The following is a 26,317-nucleotide window of genomic DNA, read 5'->3' on the forward strand; positions in this document are numbered from 1 at the left end:
CGAGAGGGCGTGGAGACATGCATGAACCAACAAACCATAGCCGTATTCGGCGAAGCGCTGGTAGACGATTTCATCACCGAGCAGGTTGTCGGCGGTGCGCCGTTCAACGTGGCGCGCAATCTGGCGGCGTTCGGCGTCGCCACGCTGATTGTCACGCGCATCGGTGACGACAAGAACGGTGCGCTGATGCGCGCCGAGTTCGAGCGCTTCGGCATGAGCCAGGCCGGCTTGCAAATCGATCCGAACGAGGCCACCGGCCGCGTGGTGGTCGAGCGCAACGAGCAAGGCCATCGCTTCATCATCCTGCCCGACCAGGCTTACGATTATGTGGAGACGCGGCCGGCGCTGGCGGCGCTGGCCGAGGCCAAGCCGGGCGTCATCTACTTCGGCACCATGGCGCAGCGCCACGAGTGTTCGCGCAAGACGGTGCGCGAGATGCTGCGCAATTCGGACGCCACGCGCTACCTGGACCTGAACGTGCGCGATGGACAGGTGACGGAACGCTGCGCCTTCGAGTCGCTGCATCTGGCCGATATCGTCAAGGTCAACGAGGAGGAGCTCAAGGATCTGTTCAGCTGGTACACGCACACCAAGCCCGGAACGAAGGCGATCGACAGCCCGGAGATGGTGGAGGCATGCCAGGCACTGATGCGCATCTTCTCGCTGAAGGGTTTGATCGTCACGCTCGGTGAGCGCGGCGCGCTGCACTTCGGCGCCGACGGCGCCGTCACCGCCAACCAGGAATGCCACGCGCCGGCGCGCATCGTCGACACGGTCGGCGCGGGCGACGCCTTTTCGGCAGTGTTCCTGTTCGGCCAGGCGCAGGGCTGGTCGCTGCCGCTGACCCTGGCGCGCGCCAACGCCTTCGCCGGCGCCATCTGCGGCATTTCAGGCGCGGTGCCGGCCGATGCCGCCTTCTATCAGCCGTGGATCGCTTGCTGGCGCAGCGGCGGCGTGTTGCCGTCGAAAGCCGGGGCGGTGGTATGAGCGGCGGCGCGGTCGGCGGCATGAAGCCGCATCTGTCGTTCTGGCAGATCGTCAATATGAACATCGGCTTCTTCGGCATCCAGTTCAGCTTTGGCCTGCAGCAAAGCAGCATGAGCCCCATCTACAAATACCTGGGCGCCGACGAGGCGAGCCTGCCGTATCTGTGGCTGGCCGGCCCGATGACCGGGCTGCTGGTGCAGCCGCTGATCGGCGCGATGAGCGACCGCACCGTCACGCGCTGGGGACGGCGCACGCCGTACTTCCTGATCGGCGCGATCCTGTGCAGCCTTGGGCTGCTGGCGATGCCGTTCAGCCCCACGCTGTGGATGGCGGCCAGCCTGCTGTGGATCCTGGACGCGGCCAACAACGTGACCATGGAGCCGTACCGCGCCTTCGTCAGCGACAAGCTGGCGCCGAAGCAGCATTCGGTGGGCTTCCTGACGCAGAGCGCCTTCACGGGCCTGGGGCAAACGCTGGCCTACCTGACGCCGTCGCTGCTGGTCTGGCTGGGCATGAATAAGGACGCCGTCAACGGCAGCCATATTCCGCACATCGTCATCGTCGCCTTCCTGATCGGCGCGGTGTTCTCGATCAGCTCCGTGCTGTGGACCCTGAAGACGACGCCCGAGCATCCGCTGACCGCGCAGGAGTTGGCGGAGATCCGCTCGCGGCCCGCCGGTTGGCGGCAGACCTTCCGCGATATCGACAGCGCCGTGCGCGAGATGCCGGCGACGATGAAGCAGCTAGCGTGGGTCAAGCTGTTCCAGTGGTATGCGATGTTCTGCTACTGGCAGTACATCATGCTGTCGCTGTCGACCACCTTGTACGGCACCACCGACCAAGCCTCGCAGGGATTCCGCGACGCGGGGCTGCTGGCCGGGCAGGTGGGGGCGTTCTATAACTTCATCGCGTTCATCGGCGCGCTGGCGCTGGTGCCGTTCACGCGCAAATACGGGCCGAAACTGACGCACAGCGTCTGCCTGATGCTGGCCGGTTTCGCGATGCTGAGCATACCGATGATCCATACGCCGGCGCTGCTGTTCGTGCCGATGGTCGGCATCGGCCTGGCCTGGGCTTCGATCATGGGCAATCCGTATGTGATGCTGGCCGGCTGTATCCCGCCGGAGCGCACCGGGGTTTATATGGGCATCTTCAATATGTTCATCGTGATCCCGATGATCATCCAGATCTTCACGCTGCCGCTGTACTACCGCAGCCTGCTGGGCGGGAATCCGGAGAACGTGATCCGGCTGGCCGGTGGCCTGATGCTGTGCGGCGCGGTGGCCGTGCTGTTCGTGAAATTGAAAAAGCCGCAGGCGGAGGGCCTGCGGCTCAATGATAACGAGGCGACCGGCGCCGCGTGACGGCGCCGGGATTTTACGCTTCGATGATCTGGCTTTGCAGGTAGTTTTGGATGCCGATCTTGCCGATCAGGTCCAACTGCGTTTCGAGCCAGTCGATGTGCTCTTCGGTGTCTTCCAAAATCATCAGCAGCAGGTCCCGCGACACGTAGTCGCCGGCCTTCTCGGCGGTGGCGATGCCTTCCTTGACGGTCAGCTGCGCGCCTTTTTCCAGCGCCAGGTCGCAGCCGATCATTTCCTCGGTGTGCTCGCCGATCATGATCTTGTGCATCGCTTGCAGGTTCGGCAGGCCGTCGAGCATCAGGATGCGGTCGATCAGCTTGTCGGCGTGCTTCATCTCGCCGATCGATTCTTCGTATTCTTTCTTCGCGATCTTTTCCAGACCCCAGTGCTTGTACATGCGCGCGTGGAGGAAGTACTGGTTGATGGCGGTGAGTTCGTTGGTCAGCTGAGCGTTCAACAAACGGATGACTTCTGGGTCGCCCTTCATGGGTGGCTTTCTAAAATGGTGGTGGAATACCCGCATTCTGCCACGAACGGGCCGGCGAGGCGTAGTGGTACGGGCGTAAATCGTGTCCGGCGGCGTAAAACCGTATCAATATCCCCGGAGTGAGATTGTTGGTGTTAATGAAAACAATTAACATTCGCACCACGCAGGTGGCGCCAGTGTGTGGCAACCCACCGAATGCTGGCGCCGCCAGGGCTAACATGGGTGTTCCACCTATCAGCACTTATCAGGAGCGCGCCATGGATTCTATCAATGCCCACCAGCCGGAACAAAACCATCAGGATCTGATCGGCGAGGACGCCGTCAAGAAAATCAAGGACTTCGTCGACAACACGTCGGGCTGCTTCTTCTGCACCAACGACGCCGACGGCGGTCCCGGCGACGCGCGGCCGATGACTGCGCTGCAGGTCGACGATCTGGGGAATATCTGGTTCATCAGTGCCAGCGATAGTTTGAAGAACCAGGAGCTGGCGGCCGATCCGTCGGCGACCTTGTACTTCCAGGGCTCGGCCCATTCGGAGTTCATGCACATCGAGGGCGTGGCCACCGTGTTGCGCGACCGCGCGAAGCTCAAGGAGTTGTGGAGCTTTACGATGAAGACCTGGTTCACCGAGGGCGAGGACGATCCGCGCATCACGCTGATCAAGTTCGCGCCGACGTATGGTTATTACTGGGACACCAAGCATGGCCGCGCGGTGGCGGGCGTGAAGATGCTGATCGGCGCCGTCATCGGCAAGACCTTGGACGATTCGATCGAGGGGCGGTTGGATTTGTGATGGTGTGAAGGACATGCGCCGCTAGCGGCGCATGGTTCAACCCAACTGGAAATTGATCGGCACCAGCGCGTAGACCGGAATGGCCTTGCCATCTTCGATATACGGTTTGTACAGCGCGCGCAGCACGGCCTGGCGGCCGGCTTCATCCAACTTCTCGGAGCCCGACGATTTTTGGATCGTCACCTGCTCCGCTTGGCCCTTTTCCCCGATCAGCACGCGCAGCATCACGACGCCGCTCTCGCCCATGCGGCGGGCCATGCTTGGATACACCGGCTGCGGCGCGCGGATATATTCCACCCCTGTGATGGTTTTCGGCGCCGCGGGCGCCGCAGGCGCTGGCGTCGGCGGTGCCATCGGACCGGCGACGGCCGGCGTCGATGGCTGGTTGGTGCGCGGCGTCGGCGGCGCGACGGTGATCGTCGGCTCGACCTGCGGCGTGGCCAGCTGCGGCATCGGCGGGATGTAGGTCGGCCTCAGCTTCACCACCGGCACCGTCTTCGGTGGCGGCGGGGCCGGCTTGAGCGGCTCTGGCGAGGCGACGAAGGTCACCGTGACCACCTTGGGCATGACGGCGACGGCGATCTTGCTCATCATCCCCGAATTGATCGCGTAAAACAGCAACGCATGACCCACGACGATCGCCGCCAGCGGCGCGAACCGGCGTCCGCGCACCTTCAGTTGGCGCAGGCCGGCGTGGTTCACGGACAGCGACGGCGCCGTCCGGCTATAGGTCATGGTGTTCATAATTAGTTGGTGAAGACGGGACGCTTCAGCACGGTTTCTGTGATCTCTGCGGTGGCCTGGATCGTTGCCAGATGCTCGTTGAGGATTTGTTCGGCGCAGTCGAAGCATTGGCCGCAGCAGGTCGACACGCCCAGGTCGCGGCGCAGTTCTTCGATCGAGGCAACGCCCAGCTCCACGGCTTGACGGATTTCACGATCAGATATGTTGTTGCAGACACATACAATCATTACGCACCTTCTGGCTAGCTGCTGAAAAAATGGGTTCGGTACAACCCTGACAAGAGCAATTAAGACATGATTGCAAGTAACTTAATGCGAATCATTATCATTAATCGTATACTGCCTCAACTCGGCGGCCGATGCAAGCGTAAATAGTAGTAATTCGCATTACCGTTTATAATGCTAGTATCTTATTTCCGGCGAGAACGCGCTCTTGCGATCCGCCGGGCGCGTCGCCACCCACCGGCGGCGCATCCTGACCGGACTTAGCCCATGACGCCTGCTGTTCCCCTGATCACCCTGGACGCGCTGACGACCGGCGCCGCCGCCACCGTGGTGCGCGTATCCCCCGGCGACGCCGCCGACGACGGCGCCGGCCTGGCGCGGCGCCTGATGGAACTGGGCTTCGTCCCCGGCGAGAAGGTGCGCCTGCTCAAGCGCGGCATGCCCGGCGGCGAGCCGCTGGCCATCAAGGTCGGCAACTCCACTTTTGCGTTGCGCCGCTTCGAAGCCGCGCTGATTTCGATTCAACCGGACCAATAAACAATGGGTGCAGTAGAAAAAGCGGTGCCGCAGGCGCCCGTGACCTCCCAGGCGCCCATCGTGGCCCTGCTGGGCAATCCGAATTGCGGCAAGACCGCCTTGTTCAACCGTCTGACCGGCTCGCGCCAGAAGGTCGCCAACTACGCCGGCGTCACCATCGAGCGCAAGGAAGGCTCTTTCAGCTCGCCCAACGGCCATGGCTTCCGCGTGCTCGACCTTCCGGGCGCCTATAGTTTGTCGGCCCACACGCCGGACGAGGAAATCACGCGCGACGTCGTCGCCGGCCTGCGCGCCGGCGAGGCCGCGCCCGATGTCGTGGTCTGCGTGGTCAACGCCACCAACCTGCGCCTGAACCTGCGCCTGGTGCTGGAGATCAAACGCCTCGGCCTGCCGATGGTGCTGGCGCTGAACATGGTCGACGTGGCCAAGAAGCGCGGCATCGAGATCGACGCCGACCTGCTGGCCGACGAATTGGGCATGCCGGTGGTGGAGACGGTCGCGGTGCAGGCCGGCGGCGAGAAGTCGCTGGTGCGCGCGCTCGAACTGATGCTGCCGCTGCCGGCGGCGAAACCGCATCCGCTGTCGGCGATCGACGCCGTCTCGGTCGAGGACACGCAGCGCGAGGTGCGCCGCATCCTGGCCGCCGTCAGCAATGACGTCCACGACACCGGCAACCTGACCGAAAAAATCGACAACGTGGTGATGCACCCGGTGGTCGGCCCGATCATCCTGGCGCTGCTGATGTTCCTGGTGTTCCAGGCGGTGTTCAGCTGGGCGGCGGTGCCGATGGAGATGATCTCCGGCGGCGTCGAAAGCCTGGGCAAGGTGCTGGGCGACTTCCTGCCCGACGGCATGCTGCGCAGCCTGCTGGTGGAGGGCATCATGGGCGGCGCCGGCATGGTGCTGGTGTTCCTGCCGCAGATTCTGATCCTGTTCTTCTTCATCCTGATGCTGGAGGACTGCGGCTACCTGCCGCGCGCGGCCTTCCTGCTGGATCGGCTGATGGGCGGCGTGGGCCTGTCGGGCCGCGCCTTCATCCCGCTGTTGTCCAGTTTCGCGTGCGCGATCCCGGGCGTGATGGCCGCGCGCACGATCCAGAACAAACGCGACCGGCTGGTGACGATCATGATCGCGCCGCTGATGACGTGTTCCGCGCGCCTGCCGGTGTATGCGCTGGTGATCGCCGCCTTCATTCCGGAGCGCGAAGTGGGCGGCTTCATGAACCTTCAGGGGCTGGTGCTGTTCATCCTGTACTTCGCCGGCATCATCTCGGCGATGGCGGTGGCGTACTTCATGAAGCGCGCCATGGGCTCGACGCACAAGCAGCCGCTGATGCTGGAGCTGCCGGCCTATCACTGGCCGCACATGCGCAACCTGGCGCTGGGCCTGTGGGAGCGCGCGCGCATCTTCCTGACGCGCGTCGGTACCGTGATTCTGACGTTGATGATTTTGGTCTGGTTCCTCAGCACCTTCCCGGGCGCGCCGGAAGGCGCCACGCATCCGCCTATCTACTACAGCATCGCCGGTATGATCGGCCGCGCGTTGGAGTACGTGTTCGCGCCCATCGGCTTCAACTGGCAGATCTGCATTGCGCTGGTGCCGGGCATGGCGGCGCGCGAAGTGGCGGTCGGCGCGCTGGGCACCGTGTACGCGTTGTCGCAGAGCGGTGACGACCTGGCGCAGTCGCTGACGCCGATCATCGCGGCGTCGTGGGCGCTGCCGACGGCGTTGTCGCTGCTGGCGTGGTACGTGTTCGCGCCGCAGTGCTTGTCGACCTTGAGCGTGGTGCGCCGCGAGACCAACAGCATCCGCTATCCCTTGCTGATGGCGGGTTATATGTTTGCGCTGGCTTACGTGGCGTCGTTCCTGACGTACCGTATCTCGCTGGCGCTGATGGGCTGACAAGTTGATAGGGGGCTGATATGTGGCAGCAGATTATCGTGGGATTGATCGTCGCGGCGGCGGTGCTGCACTTTTGCACCAAGTACCTGCCGGCGGCGTGGCGCCAGCAAATCGTGTATTTCCTGACGCGGCGCGGGTTCGACCAGAACAAGCTCGCCAAGTTGTTCAAGACGCAGGCCAACTGCGGCGACGGCTGCGGCAGCTGCGGGTCTTGCGACTCGTCGGCGCCGGCGGCGTCGTCCACCTCATCGTCCCCGGATTCCTCGACGCCGCACAAGCGCGTCATCAAGCTGCACGTCCAGCGCTGACAGGCGGCGAGGGGCCAAGACGGCGCTCCCACCACACCTCGAATTTCGCGGAAACACGTAGGGCGGATTAGGCGGAACGCCGTAATCCGCCATCCATGCGCCGCCAACGGAGCATGCATTGGCGGATTACGCTGCGCTAATCCGCCCTACGTGGAACCCGTGTCGTTCAGCACAACGGATTGAACGACTCCGCCTGCGCCATCGGCCAATACAAGCCGAACACCGGCGGCAGGCGCGCCAGCTGGCCCGGGTCGAGCAGTTGTCCGGCCTCCAGATACGGCAGCAACTGCGACACCAGCTTGACCTGGTTGGGCGAGATGCGCCGCACCAGGTGGCGCGGTTTGAGCTGCGACGGGTGCGTTAGCCCGGCGGCCGCGATCAGCTGCGCCAGCGCGGCCATGGTGTTCTGATGGAAGTGGGTCACGCGCAGCATCTTGTCGGGCACCACCAGCGCCCGTTGCCGGTTCTGGTCCTGCGTGGCGACGCCGGTCGGGCATTTGTCGGTGTGGCAGCTTTGCGACTGGATGCACCCGAGCGCGAACATGAAGCCGCGCGCCGAATTGCACCAGTCGGCGCCAATGGCGATGATGCGGGCGACGTCGAACGCGGTGATGATCTTGCCCGACGCGCCGATCTTGATCTTGTCGCGCAAATTGGCGCCGACCAGCGTGTTATGCACCAGCAGCAACGCCTCCTGCAGCGGCGTGCCGACATGGTCGGTGAATTCGAGCGGCGCGGCGCCGGTGCCGCCCTCGCCGCCGTCGACGACGATGAAGTCGGGCGTGATGCCGGTCGCCAGCATCGCCTTGACGATGCCAAAGAACTCCCAGGGGTGGCCGATGGCGAGCTTGAAGCCGGTCGGCTTGCCGCCCGACAGATTGCGCAGTTTATCGATAAACGCCAGCATTTCGAGCGGCGTGCTAAAAGCCGAGTGGCTCGACGGCGAGACGCAGTCCACGCCCAGGGCGACGCCGCGCGTGGTGGCGATCTCGATCGTCACCTTGGCGCCCGGCAGCACGCCGCCGTGGCCCGGCTTGGCCCCCTGCGAGAGTTTTAGTTCGATCATCTTCACCTGCGGCGAGGTGGCGTTGGCGACGAAGTTCGCCTCCGAGAAGCGGCCGTCGGCGTCGCGGCAGCCGAAGTAGCCGGAACCGATCTCCCATACCAGGTCGCCGCCGTTCTGGCGGTGGTAGGGGCTGATGCTGCCCTCGCCGGTGTCGTGCATGAAGCCCCCGGCCTTGGCGCCGCCGTTGAGCGCCAGGATGGCGTTGGCCGACAGCGCGCCAAAGCTCATCGCCGAGATGTTGAACACGCTGGCCGAATAGGGCTGGGCGCGGGGGCAGTCCGGGTGGTTGCCGATCTCGATGCGGAAGTCGTGGCCCTGCTCCTTGGCCGGCACGATGGCGTGGTTGATCCACTCGTAGCCGGGCGCGTAGACGTCGAGCTGGGTGCCGAACGGGCGCTTGTCGGTGTCCATCTTGGCGCGCTGGTAGACGATGCTGCGCTGGTTGCGCGAGAACGGCGCGGCCACCGTGTCGTCCTCCAGCAGGTATTGGCGGATCTCGGGGCGGATCGCCTCGAAGAAGAAGCGGAAATGCGCCAGGATCGGGTAGTTGCGGCGCAGCGCGCGCTTGGTTTGCAGCAGGTCGGTGACGCCGACGACGGTGAGCGCGGCGGCGGTCAACGGGATCCACCACGGCGCGCCCAGGGCCAGCGAGGCGAGCAGGGTGACGACGGCGGCGACGAAGGCGATATAGCGCGGGGAAAACAGGTTCATGGGCGGTCCGGATGGCGGCGGCGAATGGGGCCAGTGTACTGCTGTTTCTTGCAGGAATCCATTACCGATAGGTCAGCGACGCACGCCGGCCAATAATGCTAAGCTAGCGCGGTCGCGGCGCACGGCCGTTCTTTTTTCGGGAAACCACCATGATCGTTGTCCACCACCTCAACAATTCGCGCTCGCAGCGCGTGCTCTGGCTGCTCGAGGAACTGGGGCTGGACTACGAGATCGTGCGCTACCAGCGCGATGCGAAGACGATGCTGGCGCCGCCTGAGTTGCGCGCGGTGCACCCGCTGGGCAAGTCGCCGGTGATCACCGACAACGGCGTGGTCGTGGCGGAGTCGGGCGCGATCGTCGAATACCTGGTCGAGACCTATGGCAACGGCCGCCTGGTGCCGCCGGCCGGCACCGCCGAGCGCCGCCGCTGGACCTATTTCCTGCACTTCGCCGAAGGCTCGGCGATGGCGCCGCTGCTGATGAAGCTGGTGTTCGACCGGGTCGAGACCAGTCCGGCGCCGTTCTTCGTCAAGCCGATCGCCAAGGCCATCGCGCGCAAGGTCAAAGGCAGCTATATCCTGCCGCAGATCGAGGCGCAGCTGACGTATCTGGAAAACGAGCTGGCCGCCGCGCCGTGGTTCGCCGGCGCCGAGTTCAGCGCGGCCGACATCCAGATGAGTTTCCCGCTGGAGGCGGCCGCCGCGCGGGGCGGGCTCGACGTCAGCCGCCCCCGGCTGACCGATTTCCTCAAGCGCATCCACGCCCGCCCGGCATTCCAGCGCGCGATCGAGCGCGGCGGGCCGTATGAGTTGCTGAAGTAAGGTTGGGCCGCGTCGGGTAAAATGGCGGCTTGATCAAGCCCGGATGAATTTGAACATGGGTCGACTCCTTGCCATCGACGGCCTCAATATCGTGCGCCGCGTCTACGAAGCCAGCCCCGAACCCGATAGCGCGGAGAAGGCCGACATCGCGCTGCGCCACGCGCTGTCGTCGTTCCGCACCCTGCTGCACGACCACGAACCGACCCATGTGTTGCCGGCCTTCGACTTCGGCGGGCGCACCTGGCGCCACGACCTGTACGCCGGCTACCGCGAGGGCCGGGCACCGATGCCCGCGCCGCTGCGCGAGGCGCTGCCGGCGTTCTACGACAAGCTTGCCGGCTTCGGCATGCATGTGGTCTCGCTGCCCGAGGTCGAGGCCGACGACGTCATCGGCACCGTGGTGCTGCGCTGGCTGGCCGACGGTCGCGGCGAGGCCACCATCGCCACCACCGACAAGGACCTGCACGGCCTGATCGCCCACGGCGCGCGCGTGTGGGACCATTTCAAGAGCGAATGGCACGACCACGCCTGGGTCGAGCAAAAGTGGGGCGTGCCGGCCGAGCAACTGCCGGACCTGCTGGCGCTGATGGGCGACGTCACCGACTCGATCCCCGGCGTGTCCAAGGTGGGCGTCAAGACGGCGGCCCGACTGTTGCGTACTTACGGCAATCTCGACGCCATCATGGCCGGGGCCGGCATTCTGAAGGACACGCTGGGCGAAACTCTACGAAAAGAGCGCGAAATGCTGTATCTTTCGAGACAATTGGTGCAATTGAAAACAGATGTGCGGGTCGGGGTGACCTGGAATATGCTGGCCTGGGACCGGCAATAACCGGTGGCGCGCACACTCAACAGAACAAGGTTGGCAAGATGTTAAAAGCGGTCATTATCGATTCCAGCGCGGTCGCGCGCGGCCTGCTCAACACGGTGCTGCTCGACGGCGGCTACGACGTGGTTGGCCAGAGCCACACCTGCGCCGCCGGGCTGGCGCTGCTGATCAAGTTCAATCCGCACATCGTCTGCATCGCCCGCGAGCAGATGGAAAACGGCGAGGACGTGGTGAAGGAAATCAGGACCAAATGGCCCAAGACCCTGATCTTCATGGTCTCGAGCGAATTCGACGCCGCCACCATCCAGGCCGCGCACGCGATGGGCGTGAGCGGCTTCATCGTCAAGCCGTTCAAGGCCGACACGGTGCTCAACACGATCCGCAACGTGGTCATCGCGATGGTCAAGCGCCAGCGCGCGGCGATGGCCGGGAAGGACGCCGCGCCCGCAGCCGGCGAGGGCGGCGAGGCCTGAGGAAGCGCTGATCAATTCGCTTTCTTAGCGAGATTGACGCGTCAAGCTGTTGAGCTGTGAATCGGTTGAACCGCCGCTTGCAACACGCAGGCAATACCGACGGCCGGATCAACCACGGCCTGAGCGTGATCAATCAACACGGAGCCGTCCGGTAAACGCTCCAATACAAGATCGTGATAATCCTTAATCGTGGCATGGATCGTATCGATCGCCGCATGGTGGGTCGCCGTCACCACCAATACGGTTGCCCCGGAGGATGTCGCGGAGGCAACCCCAGCCACCGAGTCCTCCAGCACGAGGCACCGGCTGGCGGTCGTGCCCAGCTTTTCGGCCGCCAGATGGAAGCAGTCCGGGGCCGGCTTGCCGCAGGCCACGTCCTCGGCGGCAACCAGCAGCGGTGGCGCGGGCAGGCCCGCTGCCTCTATCCTGCGCAGTGCAAGCGCCCGAGGTGCGGAGGTGACGATCGCCCACTGCGCAGCGGGCAGCGCGGAGAGAAAAGCCGCAGCGCCAGCGATAGCCTCGATTCCATCGACATCTTCGATTTCCGCCTTGGTGATCGCAGCCGCTTCGGTTTCCGGATCGACCCCGGGCAGGGCAAGCCGCCGGATCGTTTCAACGGATTGGACGCCGTGGATGGTTGGCATAAAAGCTACGACATCGATGCCATGTCGCTGCGCCCAGGTCGACCATATGCGCTCAGCAGTCTTGATGGAATTTAAAATCGTTCCGTCCATATCGAGGAGAACCGCGTCTATCGTTTTTGCCAATGAAGTCGTCTGCATCCTATCTAATTCCTTAGTTGGTTGGCACTGCGCGCTCGAACTCCAGCGAATTAATCAGCGTTTCCCCAAGCCGCAACCAGCGACGCATGGGCTGCGGCTTGGGGGTGTCAGGCGGCGAAGGTCGAGCTGTCGATGATGCCGCCGCCGAGGCACACGTCGCCGTCGTACAGCACGGCCGACTGGCCCGGCGTGACCGCCCATTGGGCATCCATGAATTTCAACGCGAAGTCCGAGTCGCCCTCGGGCGCGAGTTCGCACGCCACGTCGGCCTGGCGGTAGCGCGTCTTGGCCGCCATCGCGCGCGGCGACGGCGCCTCGCCGGCGATCCAGCTGGCCTGGTCGGCGCGCAGGTCCGACGACAGCAGCCACGGATGCTCGTGGCCCTGCACGATGTAGAGGGTGTTGTTGGCCACGTCCTTGCGCGCCACGTACCAGGCGTCGCTGCTGCCGTCCGGGTTCTTGTACGCCTTCATGCCGCCGACGCCGATGCCCTTGCGCTGGCCCAGCGTGTAGAACGACAGGCCGACATGCTCGCCGACGGTCTTGCCGTCGTCGGTCTTCATCGGTCCCGGCTTGTACGACAGGTAGCGGTTCAAGAACTCGCGGAACGGGCGCTCGCCGATGAAGCAGATGCCGGTCGAATCCTTCTTGGCGGCGTTGGGCAGCTTGAGCTGCTCGGCGATCCGGCGCACCTCGGTCTTCGGGATCTCGCCCAGCGGGAACAGGGTCTTCGACAACTGCGCCTGGTTGAGGCGGTGCAGGAAGTAGCTCTGGTCCTTGGTGTGGTCGACGGCTTTGAGCAGCTCGAACTTGTCGCCGTTCTGGCGCACGCGCGCGTAGTGGCCGGTGGCGATCAGGTCCGCGCCCAGATGCATCGCGTGGTCGAGGAAGGCCTTGAATTTGATCTCGGCGTTGCACAGCACGTCCGGGTTCGGCGTGCGGCCGGCCTGGTATTCGCGCAGGAAGTCGGCGAACACGCGGTCCTTGTATTCGCTGGCGAAGTTGACCGCCTCGATGTCGACGCCGATGACGTCGGCCACGCTGGCCGCGTCGATCCAGTCCTGGCGCGTCGAGCAGTATTCGGAGTCGTCGTCGTCTTCCCAGTTCTTCATGAACAGTCCGACCACGTCGTAGCCCTGCTCCTTGAGCATCCAGGCCGCGACCGAGGAATCGACCCCGCCCGACATACCGATCACGACTTTTTTCTTGCTCATGCTACTTCCTATCTCTGCCTATCCATTGGCGGTGCTCACCGCCTCCTTGAACACGGAGGCGTGTGTTTGTATCAGTTCCAGCGGGGCGCGCCGCCCGGCCAGGTATTCGTCGACGCATTGCAGCACGGTGGGGCTGCGGTGACGGTCGGCGCAGGCGGCCAGCTCGTCGCGCGTAAGCCACATCGTGCGCAGGATGCCTTCGTCGAGCGGACGGTCGTGCTGCGCGCCGGGCGTGCCGCAGAACGTGAAGCGCAGATACGTCACCTCCTCGCCGGTACGGTTGGAGGTATAGCGCGACATGTACATGCCCACCAGCGCCGTCGGCGTGAAGTCGTACGCCGTCTCCTCCAGCGTCTCGCGGATCACGGCCTGCTCGAGCGACTCGTGCGGGTCGAGGTGGCCGGCCGGCTGGTTGATGCGGATGCCGTCGCTGGTCTCTTCTTCGATCAGCAGGAATTTGCCATCTTTTTCGACGATGGCGGCAACAGTAACAGAGGGTTTCCAGATACGCGGCATGAGTCATCCTTGAAAGAGCCGACATTTTAGCCTGTTCCGGAGGTTTGGTTTGAAACCGCGACGGCTAAAAGATGGGTTCGTGTTGAACAAAAACAAGGTTTGCTCGGATAAACCGTGATTGACTGTGTGGTTTGCGCCAGATCCAGCATTTTCGACGGTATTTCATGATAAATAGTCATAAATGATGTGATAAAACCGATATGTATTGATAAATACACATTCAGTATGATGGTTCCCCGGACAGCCGCAGGCCCGGCATTCCGTGTTAGATTCTAGTCAGTTTGTTAATCATTGGAGGCACCATGAGAATAAGCGTACCGGCCGAGACAAGGCCGGGGGAGACCCGGGTCGCGGCCACACCCGAAACAGTCAAGAAGCTGGCGGCCAGACACGAGGTGCTGGTGCAAGCGGGCGCCGGGCTGGCCGCCTCGGTCACCGACGAGGCCTATGTGGCGGCCGGGGCGCGCATCGTCGGCGCGGCCGAGGCCTACTCTGCCGACGTGGTGCTCAAGGTGCGCGCGCCCAATGCCGAAGAACGCGCGCAGATCAAACCAGGCACCGTGGTGATCGGCATGCTCAACCCCTTCGACGCCGACAACAACGCCGCGATGGCGTCCGCCGGCCTGCAAGCCTTCGCGCTCGAGGCGGTGCCGCGCATCACGCGCGCGCAGTCGATGGACGTGCTGTCGTCGCAAGCCAACATCGCCGGCTACAAGGCGGTGCTGGTGGCGGCCAACATCTACCAGCGCTTCATGCCGATGCTGATGACGGCGGCCGGCACGGTCAAGGCGGCACGGGTGCTGATCATGGGCGTCGGCGTGGCCGGGCTGCAGGCGATCGCCACGGCCAAGCGGCTCGGCGCCGTGATCGAGGCGTCCGACGTGCGCCCGCCGGTCAAGGAGCAGGTCGAATCCCTGGGCGCCAAATTCATCGACGTGCCCTTCATCACCGACGAGGAAAAAGAAATCGCGCAGGGCGTGGGCGGCTACGCGCGGCCGATGCCGGCCGACTGGATGCGCCGCCAGGCGGAGCTGGTGCACGAACGCGCCAAGCTGGCCGACATCATCATCACCACCGCGCTGATACCGGGCCGCGCCGCGCCGGTGCTGATCTCCGAGGAGACGGTCAAGGCGATGAAGCCGGGTTCCGTCATCGTCGACCTGGCCGTGTCGCAGGGCGGAAACTGCCCGCTGTCGGAACTGAATAAAACGGTGGTCAAGCACGGCGTGCACATCGTCGGCGAGCCCGATCTGGCGACCCTGGTGGCGGCCGACGCGTCGGCGCTGTACGCGCGCAACGTGCTCGATTTCCTCAAGCTGATCATCGACAAGGAAGACAAGCTGGCGATCGACCGCGAGGACGAGATCATCAAGGCGACCCTGCTGTGCGCCGGCGGCGAACTCTTAAGAAAATAACGAAGAAAATACAACGGAGAACATCATGGAAGTCAGCCACACCATCATCAATCTCATCATCTTCGTGCTGGCGATCTACGTCGGCTACCACGTGGTCTGGACCGTCACGCCGGCGCTGCACACGCCGCTGATGGCCGTGACCAACGCCGTCTCGGCGATCATCATCGTCGGCGCCATGCTGGCCGCGTCGCTGACCGAGGGCGTGATCGGGCAGGTCGCCGGCACCGTCGCCGTGGCGCTGGCCGCCGTCAACGTGTTCGGCGGCTTCCTGGTCACGCAGCGCATGCTGGAGATGTTCCGCAAGAAGGAGCCGAAGGCCAAGCCTGCGGCGGCCAAGCCGGGAGATCACGCATGAATTTCATCTCCATGAACCTGGTGACGATGATGTATCTGATCGCGTCGGTGTGCTTCATCCAGGCGCTCAAAGGGTTGTCGTCGCCGGGCACGGCGCGCACCGGCAACGCCTTCGGCATGTCGGGCATGGCGATCGCCGTGGTGACGACGATCGCGCTGATTCTCAAGCTGCGCGCGGACGCGGTGGCGGCCGGCGTTGGAGCGGGGAGCGGCATGGGCCTGGGCCTGGTGCTGGTCGGCGTGGTGGTCGGCGGCGGCATCGGCGCGGTGCTGGCGAAAAAGGTCGAGATGACCAAGATGCCGGAGCTGGTGGCGGCGATGCACTCGCTGATCGGCCTCGCGGCGGTGTGCATCGCCGTGGCGGCGGTGTCGGAGCCGCACGCCTTCGGCATCGCGGCGGTGGGCACGCCGCTGCCGTTCGGTAACCGCATCGAACTGTTCATCGGCACCTTCGTCGGTGCGATCACCTTCTCCGGATCGGTGATCGCCTTCGGCAAGCTGTCGGGCAAATACAAGTTCCGCCTGTTCCAGGGCGCGCCGGTCAGCTTCGCCGGCCAGCACCTGCTCAACCTGATCCTGGCCATCGTCATGATCGGCCTCGGACTGGTGTTCTGCTTCGCCGGCGGCGTCGAACCGGCGTGGACGCCGTTCCTGGTCATGACCGCGATCGCCTTCGTGCTGGGCGTGTTGATCATCATCCCGATCGGCGGCGCCGACATGCCGGTGGTGGTGTCGATGCTGAACTCCTACTCCGGCTGGGCGGCGGCGGGGATCGGCTTCTCGCTCAACAACGCGATGCTGATCATCGCCGGCTCGCTGGTCGGCTCGTCCGGCGCGATCCTGTCGTACATCATGTGCAAGGCGATGAACCGCTCGTTCTTCAACGTGATCCTGGGTGGCTTCGGCGGCGCCCCGGCGGAGGCGGGCGCCGGCGGGGCCAAGGAGCAGCGGCCGGTCAAATCCGGTTCGGCCGACGACGCGTCGTTCATCATGGCCAACGCGGAGAGCGTGATCATCGTGCCGGGCTACGGCCTGGCGGTGGCGCGCGCGCAGCACTCGCTCAAGGAGCTGGTCGAGAAGCTGACGCACAAGGGCGTGAGCGTGAAGTACGCCATCCATCCGGTGGCCGGGCGCATGCCGGGCCACATGAACGTGCTGCTGGCCGAGGCCGAGGTGCCTTACGACCAGGTGTTCGAGATGGAGGACATCAACGGCGAATTCGGCCAGACCGACGTGGTGCTGATTTTGGGCGCGAACGACGTGGTCAACCCGGCCGCCAAGGACCCCAAGTCGCCGATCGCCGGCATGCCTATCCTGGAGGCGTACAAGGCCAAGAGCATCATCGTCAACAAGCGCTCGATGGCCTCCGGCTATGCAGGGCTGGACAACGAGCTGTTCTACCAGGCCAATACGATGATGGTCTTTGGCGACGCCAAGAAGGTCATCGAGGATATGGTCAAGGCCGTCGAGTAGTGGCTTCAATTCATATTTTGTGAATGGTCTATTGTTGTTTGGCCGATTGATGGTTGGGTTGGTGAATCTTATGATGGCTTCACTAACCCACCACAAGGAGTCTCAAAATGAACCGCTTACAAAACAAAGTCGCAATCGTCACTGGCGCCTCCTCCGGCATCGGCCGCGCCACCGCTAAATTGTTCGCCGCCGAAGGCGCCAAGGTTGTCGTCGCGGCGCGCCGCGAGGCCGAACTGGCCACCCTGGTCGCTGAAATCGAAGCCGCCGGCGGTCACGCCATCGCGCTCGCCGGCGACGTCACTTCGGAGGCGTTCAACGCGCAACTGGTCGCCGCCGCCGTCGAGGCGTATGGCCGGCTCGATATCGCCTACAACAACGCCGGTACCTTGGGCGAGATGGGCGACACCACCGGCGTGTCGGAGCAGGGCTGGAACGACACCTTGGCCGCCAACCTGACCAGCGCCTTCCTCGGCGCCAAACACCAGATTCCAGAGATGATCAAGCAGGGCGGCGGTTCGGTGATTTTCACCTCGACCTTCGTCGGCTACAGCTTCGCGTTTCCTGGTGTGGCGGCTTACGCGGCCAGCAAGGCGGGGTTAATCGGCTTGACGCAGGCGCTGGCGGCGGAATATGGTCCGAAAGGCGTGCGGGTGAATTCGGTGCTGCCCGGCGCGGTCGACACGCAGATGTACCGCGACATGAACGACACCCCGGAGGCGACGTCCTTCATCACCAATCTGCACGCGTTGAAACGCGTCGCGCAGCCGGAGGAGTTGGCGCGCTCGGTGCTGTACCTGGCGTCGGACGACTCGTCGTTCGTGACCGGCACCGCGTCGCTGATCGACGGCGGCGCCTCCATCACCCGTACCTAAAGCGTATGCTGTGGTAAACCTTCGCTTTTCTCCTCTCTTTTCTTCTATTTCTTTCTCTTTTCATCGCTAATTTTGAGAAGAGGGGAAAAGCGGGAAAAATAGAAGAAAAGAGAAGTCGAAATAGAGGGTTTACCACAGGGCGCCGTGGGGGGGAGGGCACCTCTCAGCGGCGGCCGTACATCATCAGCTCGGCCAGCACGCCGCGCGCCGGGCCGACCATGTCGATCGCGGCCAGCGACAGCCCCAGCAGCGCCTGCGCCGGCGAGTCGTTGGCGAAGACCCGCGCCATCGTGTCGGTCAGGCGCACCGTCGTGGTCCGGTCCTGCCTGCGTAGCTCGGTGAATTGCGCCAGCATCGCGGGCGTAGCCCCTTGCGCCAGCAGGCGCGCCAGCACGGTGACATCGCGCAGGCCCAGATTCAATCCTTGTCCCGCGACCGGATGCAAGGTCTGCGCGGCGTTGCCGATGGCGACAGTGCGGGCGGTGGCGCGCGGATCGGCGTTCAACCCAAGCGGGAAGGCCAGACGCGGCGACGCGTGCGTGAAGCGGCCGACGCGTTCGCCGAACGCCTCTCCCAGCGCCGCCAGGAAAGCCTTGTCATCCAACGCCTGCAACGTCGCGGCAAACTCGGGACGCACGCACCACACCAGCGAGTACTCGTCACCTTGCGGCAGCAGCGCCAGCGGGCCTTGTGCTGTAAACCGCTCGAAGGCGCGGTGCTCGATCGGCCGGCTGCCGCGCACTTGCGCGATGATCGCCGTCTGCCGGTAGTCACGCCGTTGCGAGCGGCTTTCCTGATCGTTGAATAAACCACCTTCCGCCTGCACGACGATGGAGGCGGTCAACGACTTCGCCTCCCCCGTCGTGGTGTCGGTAATGGTCAGCACAACCGAATCGGACAGTTCGTCGAGCGCTTCCACGCTGGCGGGGCGCAGCATGGAGATGCCGGCCCGTTCGCAGACGCCGCCCAACGCCGTCACCAGATCGCCGTAGCGGGTGACATAGCCTAAAGCCGGCAGTTTGTGTTCATCGCGGTCGATCAGGCTGCGGCCGAATTGTCCTCGACGCGAGACGTGGATCTGGTGGATCGCCGTCGCCGGCACGGGCCAGGCGCCGATTTCCTCGAGTATCTGGCGGCTACCGTAGGACAGTGCGATCGAGCGCGGGTCTTTGCTGGCCTGCGCCAGCGACTTGGCGTCGACCAGCGCGATGCGTCCGGCGGGCACGCCGCGTTTGGCCAGTAGCGCGGCCAGCGCCATGCCGGCCGGCCCGGCGCCGCAGATGGCGATGTCGGTATTGCTTTGAAAATCTTTCATCGCTGCTGCATCACTTCCTCAATATCGGCCACCGTCTTCGGCGCGGCCGCGCTCAGGATGGTGTGGCCGTGGACGTTGACCAGCACATCGTCCTCGATGCGGATGCCTGTGTTCCAGTATTCCTCCGGCACGCCGTCGGCCGGCCGCACGTAGATGCCCGGTTCGACCGTCAGCACCATGCCCGGCTGCAGCGCGCGCGAAGGTTTGCCGGCCGCGTTCACGTCGCGATACAGGCCGACATCGTGCACGTCCATGCCCAGCCAGTGGCCGGTGCCGTGCATGTAGAACCGCATATAGTGTTTGTTGGCGATGACGTCGGCCACGCCGCCGTGGGCGTCCTTGTTCAGCAGGCCCAGATCGAGCATGCCTTCAGATAGCACTCGCAGCGCCGCGTCGTGCGCGCCGGAATACGGCAGGCCGGGCGCGATGGCCTCGAGCGCGGCCGATTGCGCCGCCAGCACCAGCTCATACAAGCGCTTTTGCGGCGCCGAGTAACGGCCGTTGACCGGGTAGGTGCGCGTGATGTCGGAGGCGTAGCCATCGAGCTCGCAGCCGGCGTCGATCAGCACCAGATCGCCGTCCCTGGTTTGCGCGTTGTTGGCGCTGTAGTGCAGCACGCAGGCGTTGGCGCCGGCGGCGACGATCGAGTTGTAGGCCGGCGCCTGGGCGCCGCTGCGGCGGAATTCGTACAGCAGCTCCGCCTCGATCTCGTACTCGAACATGCCGGGGCGCGAGGCGCGCATCGCCCGCGCGTGCGCCGCGCTGGAGATGGTGGCCGCGCGCAGCATGGTGGCCTGCTCGCTGTCGTCCTTCAACAGGCGCATCTCGTCGAGCAGCGGCAGCAGGTCGACCGCGCTGGCCGGCGGGGTGACGCCGGTGCGCGCCATGCGCCGCACATTGCCCAGCCAGAGCTTGATCTGGGCGTCGAGCACCGGGTTGCTGGCCAGCGCGCAGTACAGCGCCGGCGCGTCGGCCAGCAGCTTGGTGATTTCGCCGTCGAGGTCTTCGATCGGATAGGCTGCGTCGAAGCCGAAGGCCGCGCGCGCGGCGTCCGGGCCGTGGCGGAAGCCTTCCCAGATTTCGCGTTCGACGTTCTTCTGGCGGCAAAACAGGATGGCGCGCGCCGGCGCGTCGTCGCCGCGCGCGGCCACCAGCACCACCACGCTTTCCGGTTCGGCAAAGCCGGTCAGGTAATAGAAATAGCTGTCGTGCCGGTACGGGTAGTCGCTGTCGCTGTTGCGCGCCACCTCCGGCGCGGTGCCCAGCACCGCCACCGCGCCGGCGGGCATCGCCGCCAACACGCGCGCGCGGCGCGCGGCGTATGCCTCCATCCCGCGCGGCGCGGCGGCCGGCATCAGCGCGCGCCCCGGGCGCCGGGAGCCATCGACGCCAACGGCGCGTTCAGCTTCTCCAGCTGCTCGACGGTGCCGAGGTTGTGCCACTCGCCCTCGTACACCTCGCCGCCGACCTGCTTCTTGTCGATGAATGAACGGATCAACGGTCCCAGCTTGGCGTGCTGGCCCGGCGCGATGCCGTCGAACATGTCCGGCCGGTAGACGCCGATATTGCCGAAGGTCCACTTCGGCGCGCCGTCATTCGTCAGCGAATACATCGTCAGGCCGAAGTCGCCCTCCGGATGGAAGTCGGGATTGGGCACCAGGTACAGCCAGCAGACGTCGCGCTGGTCGGCCGGGTAGGGCTTGCCCCACATGTCCTCGTCCTTGAGCACGTCCTTGACCTGTTCGAAGTCGAAGTACGGGCAGTAGATGTCGCCCGACACGGCCACGAACGGCTCCTCGCCCAGCAGGTGGCGCGCGGTGGCGACGCCGCCGGCCGTCTCGAGCGCCGCCGCCTCGCGCGAGTACAGCAGCCTGGCGCCGTACTTGCTCCCGTCGCCCAGCGTCTGCTCGATGACCTCGCCCAGGTGGGCGGTGTTGATGACGATCTCGGTGATGCCGGCGCGCACCAGGTTGACGATGTGCCAGACGATCAGCGGCCGGCCGCGCACCTTGAGCAGCGGCTTGGGGCAGGCGTCGGTCAGCGGGCGCATGCGCTCGCCGCGGCCGGCGGCGAAGATCATCGCCTTCATCAGAACGTGTAGCCGACTTGCGGCTGCTTGTCCTCGAGCGTGTCGAGCAGGCGCACCAGCGGCTTGAGGTCCTTGTAGCGGTTGGCCGTCTTGCGCACGTAGTCCATCACGGTCGGCAGGTCGCCCAGGTACTGGGCCTTGCCGTCGCGGTGGTACAGCCGGCAGAACAGGCCGAGGATCTTCAGGTGGCGCTGCAGCCCCATGTACTCGAAGTCTTTATAAAAGGCGTCGATGTCCTTGTTGACCGGCAGGCCGGCCGACTTGGCGTGCTGCCAGTAGCGGATCGCCCAGTCGAGCACCAGCTCCTCGTCCCATTGCACGTAGGCGTCGCGCAGCAGCGAGGCCAGGTCGTAGGTGACCGGGCCGTACAGCGCGTCCTGGAAGTCGAGCACGCCCGGGTTGCCGGCGTCCATCCACATCAGGTTGCGCGAGTGGAAGTCGCGGTGCACGAACACCTGCTGCTGCGCCGTCACGTTGGCCAGGATGGCGTCGAACACGCCCTGCAGCTCGGCGCTCTGCTTGTCGGTCAGGGTCGCGCCCAGGTGCTTGCCGATGTACCACTCGGGGAACAGGTTCAGTTCGCGCAGCAGGAAGGCGCGGTCGTATTCGGGCAGCACGTCGGGCGCGCTGGTGACCTGGAACCGCACCAGCGACTCGAGCGCCTCGGCGTACATGGTCGAGGCGTTGTCGTGGTCGAGCACCTGCAGGTAGGTCGTCACGCCGAGGTCGGACATCAGCATGAAGCCGCGCTCGTAGTCGGTGGCGACGATGCGCGGCACCGTGACGCCGGCGTGCGTGAGCATTTCGTCAACCTTGACGAAGGCCAAGACGTTTTCGCGCTCCGGCGGCGCGTCCATGACGATCAGCGTGGCGCCGAGCGACGCGCGGTGCGCCGGCAGCACGTCGACCCGGAAGTAGCGGCGGAAGCTGGCGTCGGCCGAGGCCGGACGGGCCGTTGCCACATCGACCACGTCCAGGGTGGACAGCCAGGCGGTCAGCTGCGCCAGGCGGGGATCGGCCGCGATTGCGGTGGACGGGGTTGCTCCAGATGTATCTGAAGTTAAATTCTGTAATAAAGACATTAAGCGAACCGTGGAAACCGGCGTAAGGTGAAGATTCCCATATAATAAGGGATTCAAATCAAAAAATCGCCTGTCATGGTGTTATCCCCCTTCTTTTCATGAGCTGCATGCGCTGGCTACTGGCCCCCCCCACTTCGCACCGCTGGGCGACCGCCCTGACCGCCATCGTCACCGTCTCGGCGGTGCCGACGTACGCCCACGCCCAGGCCGCCGCGCCCAAGCCGCGCGCGCCGCGGGTGGAGGACCCGAACGCCGTCACCACCGTCATGGCCGAGGACATCAGCGGGCGCCCGGAGCGCGAGGTCGTGCTCGAACGCAACGCCGAGATCGTCAAGGACCAGACCAAGGTCCAGTCCGACTACGTCTGCTACCGCCAGGTCGAGAACGAGGTCGAGGCCAAGGGCGCCGTCAAGATCTGGCGCTACGGCGACTACTACACCGGCACCGAGCTCAAGCTCAACATGGACACCGGCAAGGGTTTCATGTTGCAGCCGACCTACCGGATGCAGGCCAACAACGCCCAGGGCAGCGCCGAGCGCATCAACTTCATCAACGAGGACGAGGCGCAGGTCGTCAACGGCACCTACAGCACCTGCGAGGGCACCAACCCGGACTGGTACCTGCGTTCGAGCACGCTCGACCTGGATTCCGGGCGCGACGTCGGCACCGCCAGCCACACGGTGGTGTATTTCAAGGACGTGCCGATCCTGGGCACGCCGGCGCTGTCGTTCTCGCTGTCGGGCGCGCGCCGCTCCGGCTGGCTCTCGCCGACGCCGGGCGTGGGCTCGCGCACCGGCCCCGAGCTGGTGGTGCCGTACTACTTCAACATCGCCCCCAACCGCGACCTGACCCTGTTCCCCAAGATCATCGCGCGGCGCGGCTTCCAGCTCGGCGCGCACGGGCGCTACCTGGGCGAGACCGATGGCGGCCTGTACCAGGGCGACACCTACGCCGAGTACCTGCCGCACGATAAGAAATACGTGCCCGAGAAACCGGGCGGCTCGACCGACCGCTGGACCGTCCGGTCGAGCCACAAACAGGACATCACCGAGGACTGGGCGTTCTCGTGGAACCTGCGCGCGTCGTCGGACAACAATTACCCGAACGACTTCTCCAAGACCGTTTCCAGCTCGACCGAGCGCCAATTGCTGCGCGAGCTGCGCACCGACTACCACGGCGACATCTGGACCCTGACCGCGCGCGTGCAGAAATACCAGGTGCTGCAGGACCCGGCCTCGGTGACCGACAAAACCTTGTTCGTCACGCGCCCGTACGACCGCCTGCCGGCGATCAACTTCCACGCCGGCCAGTACGACGTGCTCGGCGGCTTCGACTGGGCCTTCGACAGCGAGCTGACGCGATTTAGCCACCCGACCCAGATCAACGGCACGCGCCTGGTGGGCATTCCGCAGCTGAGCTATCCGATCGTCGGCCCCAGCTACTTCATCACGCCCAAGGTCATGGTCAACCTGGCCAGCTACTCGCTCGACAGCTACGGCGCGCAGTCGTCGCGCAACCTGTCGCGCGCGGTGCCGACCGTCTCGCTCGACTCCGGCCTGGTGTTCGAGCGCGACGTCAAGTTCCAGAACAAGGAGATGACGCAAACGCTCGAGCCGCGGCTGTTCTACGTCAAGACGCCGTACCGCGACCAGAGCCAGTTCCCGACCTTCGACACCGACGCGGCCACGTTCAACTTCAGCCAGATCTTCAGCGAGAACCGCTTCGTCGGCTCGGACCGCATCGGCGACGCCAACCAGCTCACCGCCGCGCTGGTGTCGCGCTTCCTCGACGCCGCCGGCGCCGAGCAGCTGCGCCTGGCGTTCGGCCAGCGCTTCTACTTCGAGGACCAGCGCGTGCAGCTGGCCTCGAGCACGCCGGTGAGCGAGGCCCGCTCCGACATCCTGCTCGCCGCCAACGGCCGCATCTCGGAACACTGGGGCTTCGACAGCGCGCTGCAGTACAATCCGAGCCAGAGCCGGGTGGTGTCGCAAAGCTACACGGCGCAATGGATCCCGGCGCCGAAAAAAGTGCTCAACGTCGGCTACCGCTACCTGCGCGACAGCTTCAAGAACATCGAGATCTCCAGCCAGTGGCCGATCTTCAAGCGCTGGTACGGCGTCGGCCGGGTCAGCTACTCCATGCAGGACAGCAAAATCCTCGAGAGCCTGATCGGTCTCGAATACAAGGCCGACTGCTGGGTGTTCCGGGTCGGCGGGCAGCGCTTCGTGACGACGTCGACGACGACGTCGACGCCGATCTTCTTCCAGCTCGAGCTCAACGGCCTGTCGCACCTGGGCGTGGGCAGCCCGATCGAGGCGATGAAAAACAGTATTCCGGGGTATCAGCGTTTGAACGAGGGCTACGGCCGCTAAAGCAAGGCATCCGGGCGCGCGCCGCCGTCCCCTGGCCGGGGCGCGCGCCTTTTGATTTTTTTTACACCTGACTCATGAGCGTTCTACCATGCGTAATGCCAGTATGTACCAAATGAAGCTACTCGCCGTCCTGTTGTGCACCACCGCCCTCGGCGGTTGCAGCCTGTTCTCGAAAAAACCGGCGCCGGCGCCGGCCGCCCCGGCCGTCACCACCCCGGCCGCCAACGCCGCCACCGCCACCGGCGCGGCCGCCGCCAAGACGGAGGCCAGGGCCGACGGCAAGGGCTTCATTCCGCCCGGTTCGTCGAGCAACGTCGCCATCGACTCCATCGTCGTCGTCGTCAACGACGACGTCATCACGCAGCGCGAGCTGGCCAACCGCATCAAGAGCGTCACCGCCCGCATGAAGGCGCAGAACGTGCAGATGCCGGCCGCCGCCGACCTGCAGCGCCAGCTGCTCGAGCGCATGATCGTCGAGCGCGCCCAGTTGCAGATGGCCAAGGAGATGGGCGTGCGCGTCGACGACACCCAGCTCGACCGCGCGATCGGCCGCATCGCCGAGGCGCAGAAGCTCAGCGTGCAGGACTTGCGCAACCAGATGGAAAAGGATGGCACGCCGTTCGCGTCGTTCCGCGAGGATATCCGCGAGGAGATCATCATGCAGCGCCTGCGCGAGCACGAGGTCGACTCCAAGATCCAGATCTCCGACGCCGAGGTCGACAGCTTCCTGGCCGCCGAGAAGGCCGCCGCCGCCGAGCAGTTCGAGATCAACATCGCGCAAATCATGGTGCGCATCCCGGACAACGCCACGGCCGAGGTGATCGCCCAGCGCCGCGCGCGCGCCGAGGAAGTGATGCGCCAGCTGCGCACCGGCGCCGACTTCGCCAAGATGGCCGCCACCTACTCGGACGCCAGCGACGCGCTGCAGGGCGGCGCGGTCGGCTGGCGCCTGCCCGAGCGGCTGCCGCCGGTGTTCGCCGAGGCGCTGGGCAAGCTCAAACCGGGCCAGGTCACGCCGATCATCAAAAGCACCGGCGCCTTCCACATCCTGAAGGCGGTCGACCGCCGCAGCGTGGCCGAGGCGCAGGCCGCCCAGTCGGTGCAGCAAACCCACGCGCGCCACATCCTGATCAAGGTCACGCCGACCATGAGCGCGGCCGACGCCAAGCGCAAGCTGGCCGAACTGAAGGAACGCCTCGACAACAACGCCGCCAAGTTCGAGGACCTGGCGCGGCTGGTGTCGAACGACGGCTCGGCCGCCAAGGGCGGCGACCTGGGCTGGCTGTATCCGGGCGACACGATGCCCGAGTTCGAGGCCGCGATGAACAACCTCAAGATCGGCGAGGTGTCGCAGCCGGTCGAGACCAGCTTCGGCGTGCACCTGATCGAGGTGCTCGAGCGCAAGAGCGACGACGTCTCCAAGGAGCGCGAGCGCAACAACGCGCGCCAGGCCATCCGCGAACGCAAGATGGAGGAGGCGGCCGAGAGCTGGCAGCGCGAGGTGCGCGACCGCGCCTACGTCGAGTTCCGCACCGAAGAGGGCGCCGCCGCCGCGGCGGCCGCGAAACAGTAATCCGCCGATCAAG

Annotated in this window: 26 protein-coding genes; 15 read left to right on the plus strand and 11 right to left on the minus strand. The window is 65.1% G+C overall.

The features are described 5' to 3' along the window. The first annotated feature begins 21 nt into the window (after window positions 1-21). Both MRBLMU1_RS09125 and MRBLMU1_RS09130 read left to right on the plus strand, forming a co-directional pair. Window positions 22-987, plus strand: a complete 966-nt coding sequence (locus tag MRBLMU1_RS09125; protein ID WP_363499935.1) for a PfkB family carbohydrate kinase — start codon at window positions 22-24, stop codon at window positions 985-987. Beyond that, the gene (locus tag MRBLMU1_RS09130; RefSeq protein WP_363499937.1) at window positions 984-2,351 is read left to right on the plus strand and encodes an MFS transporter; all 1,368 of its coding nucleotides are present in this window, start codon (window positions 984-986) and stop codon (window positions 2,349-2,351) included. The genes MRBLMU1_RS09125 and MRBLMU1_RS09130 overlap by 4 nt, the downstream gene beginning before the upstream one ends. Window positions 2,352-2,364: 13 nt before the next feature. Here the strand turns inward: MRBLMU1_RS09130 and bfr are convergent, their stop codons facing one another. Continuing rightward, window positions 2,365-2,838, minus strand: a complete 474-nt coding sequence (bfr, locus tag MRBLMU1_RS09135) for a bacterioferritin (RefSeq protein WP_363499939.1) — start codon at window positions 2,836-2,838, stop codon at window positions 2,365-2,367. 257 nt (window positions 2,839-3,095) lie between these two features. Between bfr and MRBLMU1_RS09140 the strand changes: the two genes are divergently transcribed. After that, window positions 3,096-3,632 carry a pyridoxamine 5'-phosphate oxidase family protein gene (locus MRBLMU1_RS09140; RefSeq protein ID WP_363499941.1) on the plus strand — a complete coding sequence of 179 codons (537 nt, stop codon included), beginning with the start codon at window positions 3,096-3,098 and terminating at the stop codon, window positions 3,630-3,632. A gap of 36 nt (window positions 3,633-3,668) precedes the next feature. Here the strand turns inward: MRBLMU1_RS09140 and MRBLMU1_RS09145 are convergent, their stop codons facing one another. Further along, a complete protein-coding gene (locus MRBLMU1_RS09145; RefSeq protein WP_363499943.1) occupies window positions 3,669-4,367 on the minus strand; it encodes an energy transducer TonB in 699 nt (232 codons plus the stop codon). Window positions 4,368-4,378: 11 nt separating this feature from the next. Then, window positions 4,379-4,603 (minus strand): (2Fe-2S)-binding protein, encoded by a 225-nt coding sequence (locus MRBLMU1_RS09150; RefSeq protein WP_363499945.1) that lies wholly within the window; start codon window positions 4,601-4,603, stop codon window positions 4,379-4,381. A 264-nt stretch (window positions 4,604-4,867) separates the two neighbouring features. Here MRBLMU1_RS09150 and MRBLMU1_RS09155 point away from each other — a divergent pair, with 264 nt between their 5' ends. Genes MRBLMU1_RS09155 through MRBLMU1_RS09165 form a run of 3 tightly spaced genes read left to right on the plus strand, consistent with a single transcriptional unit; the run spans window position 4,868 to window position 7,347 of the window. Then, entirely contained in the window at window positions 4,868-5,137 is a 270-nt protein-coding gene (locus MRBLMU1_RS09155; RefSeq protein WP_315220102.1) for a FeoA family protein, read from the plus strand. Window positions 5,138-5,140: 3 nt separating this feature from the next. Then, a complete protein-coding gene (gene feoB, locus MRBLMU1_RS09160; RefSeq protein ID WP_363499948.1) occupies window positions 5,141-7,039 on the plus strand; it encodes a ferrous iron transporter B in 1,899 nt (632 codons plus the stop codon). Window positions 7,040-7,059: 20 nt separating this feature from the next. Then, window positions 7,060-7,347, plus strand: coding sequence for a DUF6587 family protein (locus MRBLMU1_RS09165; protein ID WP_363499950.1), 288 nt, complete (start codon window positions 7,060-7,062; stop codon window positions 7,345-7,347). Between the two features lie 166 nt (window positions 7,348-7,513). On the opposite strand, the gene MRBLMU1_RS09170 is transcribed toward MRBLMU1_RS09165, so the two are convergent. Then, window positions 7,514-9,124: an FMN-binding glutamate synthase family protein gene (locus MRBLMU1_RS09170; protein ID WP_363499952.1), complete on the minus strand. Its 1,611-nt coding sequence runs from the start codon at window positions 9,122-9,124 to the stop codon at window positions 7,514-7,516. Between the two features lie 149 nt (window positions 9,125-9,273). Between MRBLMU1_RS09170 and MRBLMU1_RS09175 the strand changes: the two genes are divergently transcribed. From MRBLMU1_RS09175 to MRBLMU1_RS09185, 3 genes are read left to right on the plus strand one after another with little or no spacing between them, the layout of a single operon-like run. Continuing rightward, window positions 9,274-9,945, plus strand: coding sequence for a glutathione S-transferase family protein (locus tag MRBLMU1_RS09175; RefSeq protein WP_363499954.1), 672 nt, complete (start codon window positions 9,274-9,276; stop codon window positions 9,943-9,945). Between the two features lie 55 nt (window positions 9,946-10,000). Then, entirely contained in the window at window positions 10,001-10,777 is a 777-nt protein-coding gene (locus tag MRBLMU1_RS09180) for a 5'-3' exonuclease (RefSeq protein ID WP_363499956.1), read from the plus strand. 38 nt (window positions 10,778-10,815) lie between these two features. Beyond that, the gene (locus MRBLMU1_RS09185) at window positions 10,816-11,247 is read left to right on the plus strand and encodes a response regulator (protein ID WP_363499958.1); all 432 of its coding nucleotides are present in this window, start codon (window positions 10,816-10,818) and stop codon (window positions 11,245-11,247) included. 41 nt (window positions 11,248-11,288) lie between these two features. Here the strand turns inward: MRBLMU1_RS09185 and MRBLMU1_RS09190 are convergent, their stop codons facing one another. The 3 genes from MRBLMU1_RS09190 to MRBLMU1_RS09200 form a co-directional block, all read right to left on the minus strand. Next, window positions 11,289-12,029 carry an HAD-IA family hydrolase gene (locus MRBLMU1_RS09190; RefSeq protein WP_363499960.1) on the minus strand — a complete coding sequence of 247 codons (741 nt, stop codon included), beginning with the start codon at window positions 12,027-12,029 and terminating at the stop codon, window positions 11,289-11,291. A gap of 107 nt (window positions 12,030-12,136) precedes the next feature. Beyond that, window positions 12,137-13,243 (minus strand): tRNA 2-thiouridine(34) synthase MnmA, encoded by a 1,107-nt coding sequence (mnmA, locus tag MRBLMU1_RS09195; RefSeq protein WP_363499962.1) that lies wholly within the window; start codon window positions 13,241-13,243, stop codon window positions 12,137-12,139. 18 nt (window positions 13,244-13,261) lie between these two features. Further along, a complete protein-coding gene (locus tag MRBLMU1_RS09200; RefSeq protein WP_090325030.1) occupies window positions 13,262-13,759 on the minus strand; it encodes an NUDIX hydrolase in 498 nt (165 codons plus the stop codon). 302 nt (window positions 13,760-14,061) lie between these two features. Here MRBLMU1_RS09200 and MRBLMU1_RS09205 point away from each other — a divergent pair, with 302 nt between their 5' ends. From MRBLMU1_RS09205 to MRBLMU1_RS09220, 4 genes are all read left to right on the plus strand, one after another. Beyond that, window positions 14,062-15,174 (plus strand): Re/Si-specific NAD(P)(+) transhydrogenase subunit alpha, encoded by a 1,113-nt coding sequence (locus tag MRBLMU1_RS09205; protein WP_363499965.1) that lies wholly within the window; start codon window positions 14,062-14,064, stop codon window positions 15,172-15,174. 25 nt (window positions 15,175-15,199) lie between these two features. Beyond that, the gene (locus tag MRBLMU1_RS09210) at window positions 15,200-15,529 is read left to right on the plus strand and encodes a proton-translocating transhydrogenase family protein (protein ID WP_315220118.1); all 330 of its coding nucleotides are present in this window, start codon (window positions 15,200-15,202) and stop codon (window positions 15,527-15,529) included. Further along, a complete protein-coding gene (locus MRBLMU1_RS09215; RefSeq protein ID WP_363499968.1) occupies window positions 15,526-17,001 on the plus strand; it encodes an NAD(P)(+) transhydrogenase (Re/Si-specific) subunit beta in 1,476 nt (491 codons plus the stop codon). The genes MRBLMU1_RS09210 and MRBLMU1_RS09215 overlap by 4 nt, the downstream gene beginning before the upstream one ends. 107 nt (window positions 17,002-17,108) lie before the next feature. Continuing rightward, complete coding sequence (locus MRBLMU1_RS09220; RefSeq protein WP_363499970.1) at window positions 17,109-17,873, plus strand: SDR family oxidoreductase; 765 nt, start codon at window positions 17,109-17,111, stop codon at window positions 17,871-17,873. Window positions 17,874-18,036: 163 nt separating this feature from the next. On the opposite strand, the gene MRBLMU1_RS09225 is transcribed toward MRBLMU1_RS09220, so the two are convergent. From MRBLMU1_RS09225 to MRBLMU1_RS09240, 4 genes are read right to left on the minus strand one after another with little or no spacing between them, the layout of a single operon-like run. Continuing rightward, window positions 18,037-19,188 (minus strand): UbiH/UbiF/VisC/COQ6 family ubiquinone biosynthesis hydroxylase, encoded by a 1,152-nt coding sequence (locus MRBLMU1_RS09225; RefSeq protein WP_363499972.1) that lies wholly within the window; start codon window positions 19,186-19,188, stop codon window positions 18,037-18,039. Continuing rightward, window positions 19,185-20,519 carry an aminopeptidase P N-terminal domain-containing protein gene (locus MRBLMU1_RS09230; RefSeq protein ID WP_363500151.1) on the minus strand — a complete coding sequence of 445 codons (1,335 nt, stop codon included), beginning with the start codon at window positions 20,517-20,519 and terminating at the stop codon, window positions 19,185-19,187. Before MRBLMU1_RS09230 ends, MRBLMU1_RS09225 begins: the two co-directional genes overlap by 4 nt. A gap of 23 nt (window positions 20,520-20,542) precedes the next feature. Beyond that, window positions 20,543-21,277, minus strand: a complete 735-nt coding sequence (gene murU, locus MRBLMU1_RS09235) for an N-acetylmuramate alpha-1-phosphate uridylyltransferase MurU (RefSeq protein WP_363499974.1) — start codon at window positions 21,275-21,277, stop codon at window positions 20,543-20,545. Beyond that, the gene (locus MRBLMU1_RS09240; protein ID WP_363499976.1) at window positions 21,277-22,359 is read right to left on the minus strand and encodes an aminoglycoside phosphotransferase family protein; all 1,083 of its coding nucleotides are present in this window, start codon (window positions 22,357-22,359) and stop codon (window positions 21,277-21,279) included. Before MRBLMU1_RS09240 ends, murU begins: the two co-directional genes overlap by 1 nt. A 107-nt stretch (window positions 22,360-22,466) precedes the next feature. Here MRBLMU1_RS09240 and MRBLMU1_RS09245 point away from each other — a divergent pair, with 107 nt between their 5' ends. Then, entirely contained in the window at window positions 22,467-24,731 is a 2,265-nt protein-coding gene (locus tag MRBLMU1_RS09245) for an LPS-assembly protein LptD (protein WP_363499979.1), read from the plus strand. 112 nt (window positions 24,732-24,843) lie between these two features. After that, a complete protein-coding gene (locus MRBLMU1_RS09250) occupies window positions 24,844-26,304 on the plus strand; it encodes a peptidylprolyl isomerase (protein ID WP_363499981.1) in 1,461 nt (486 codons plus the stop codon). Window positions 26,305-26,317 lie beyond the last annotated feature (13 nt).

Origin of the sequence: Burkholderia sp. LMU1-1-1.1, from assembly GCF_040675865.1 — a bacterium.
GTDB lineage: Bacteria > Pseudomonadota > Gammaproteobacteria > Burkholderiales > Burkholderiaceae_D > Rugamonas.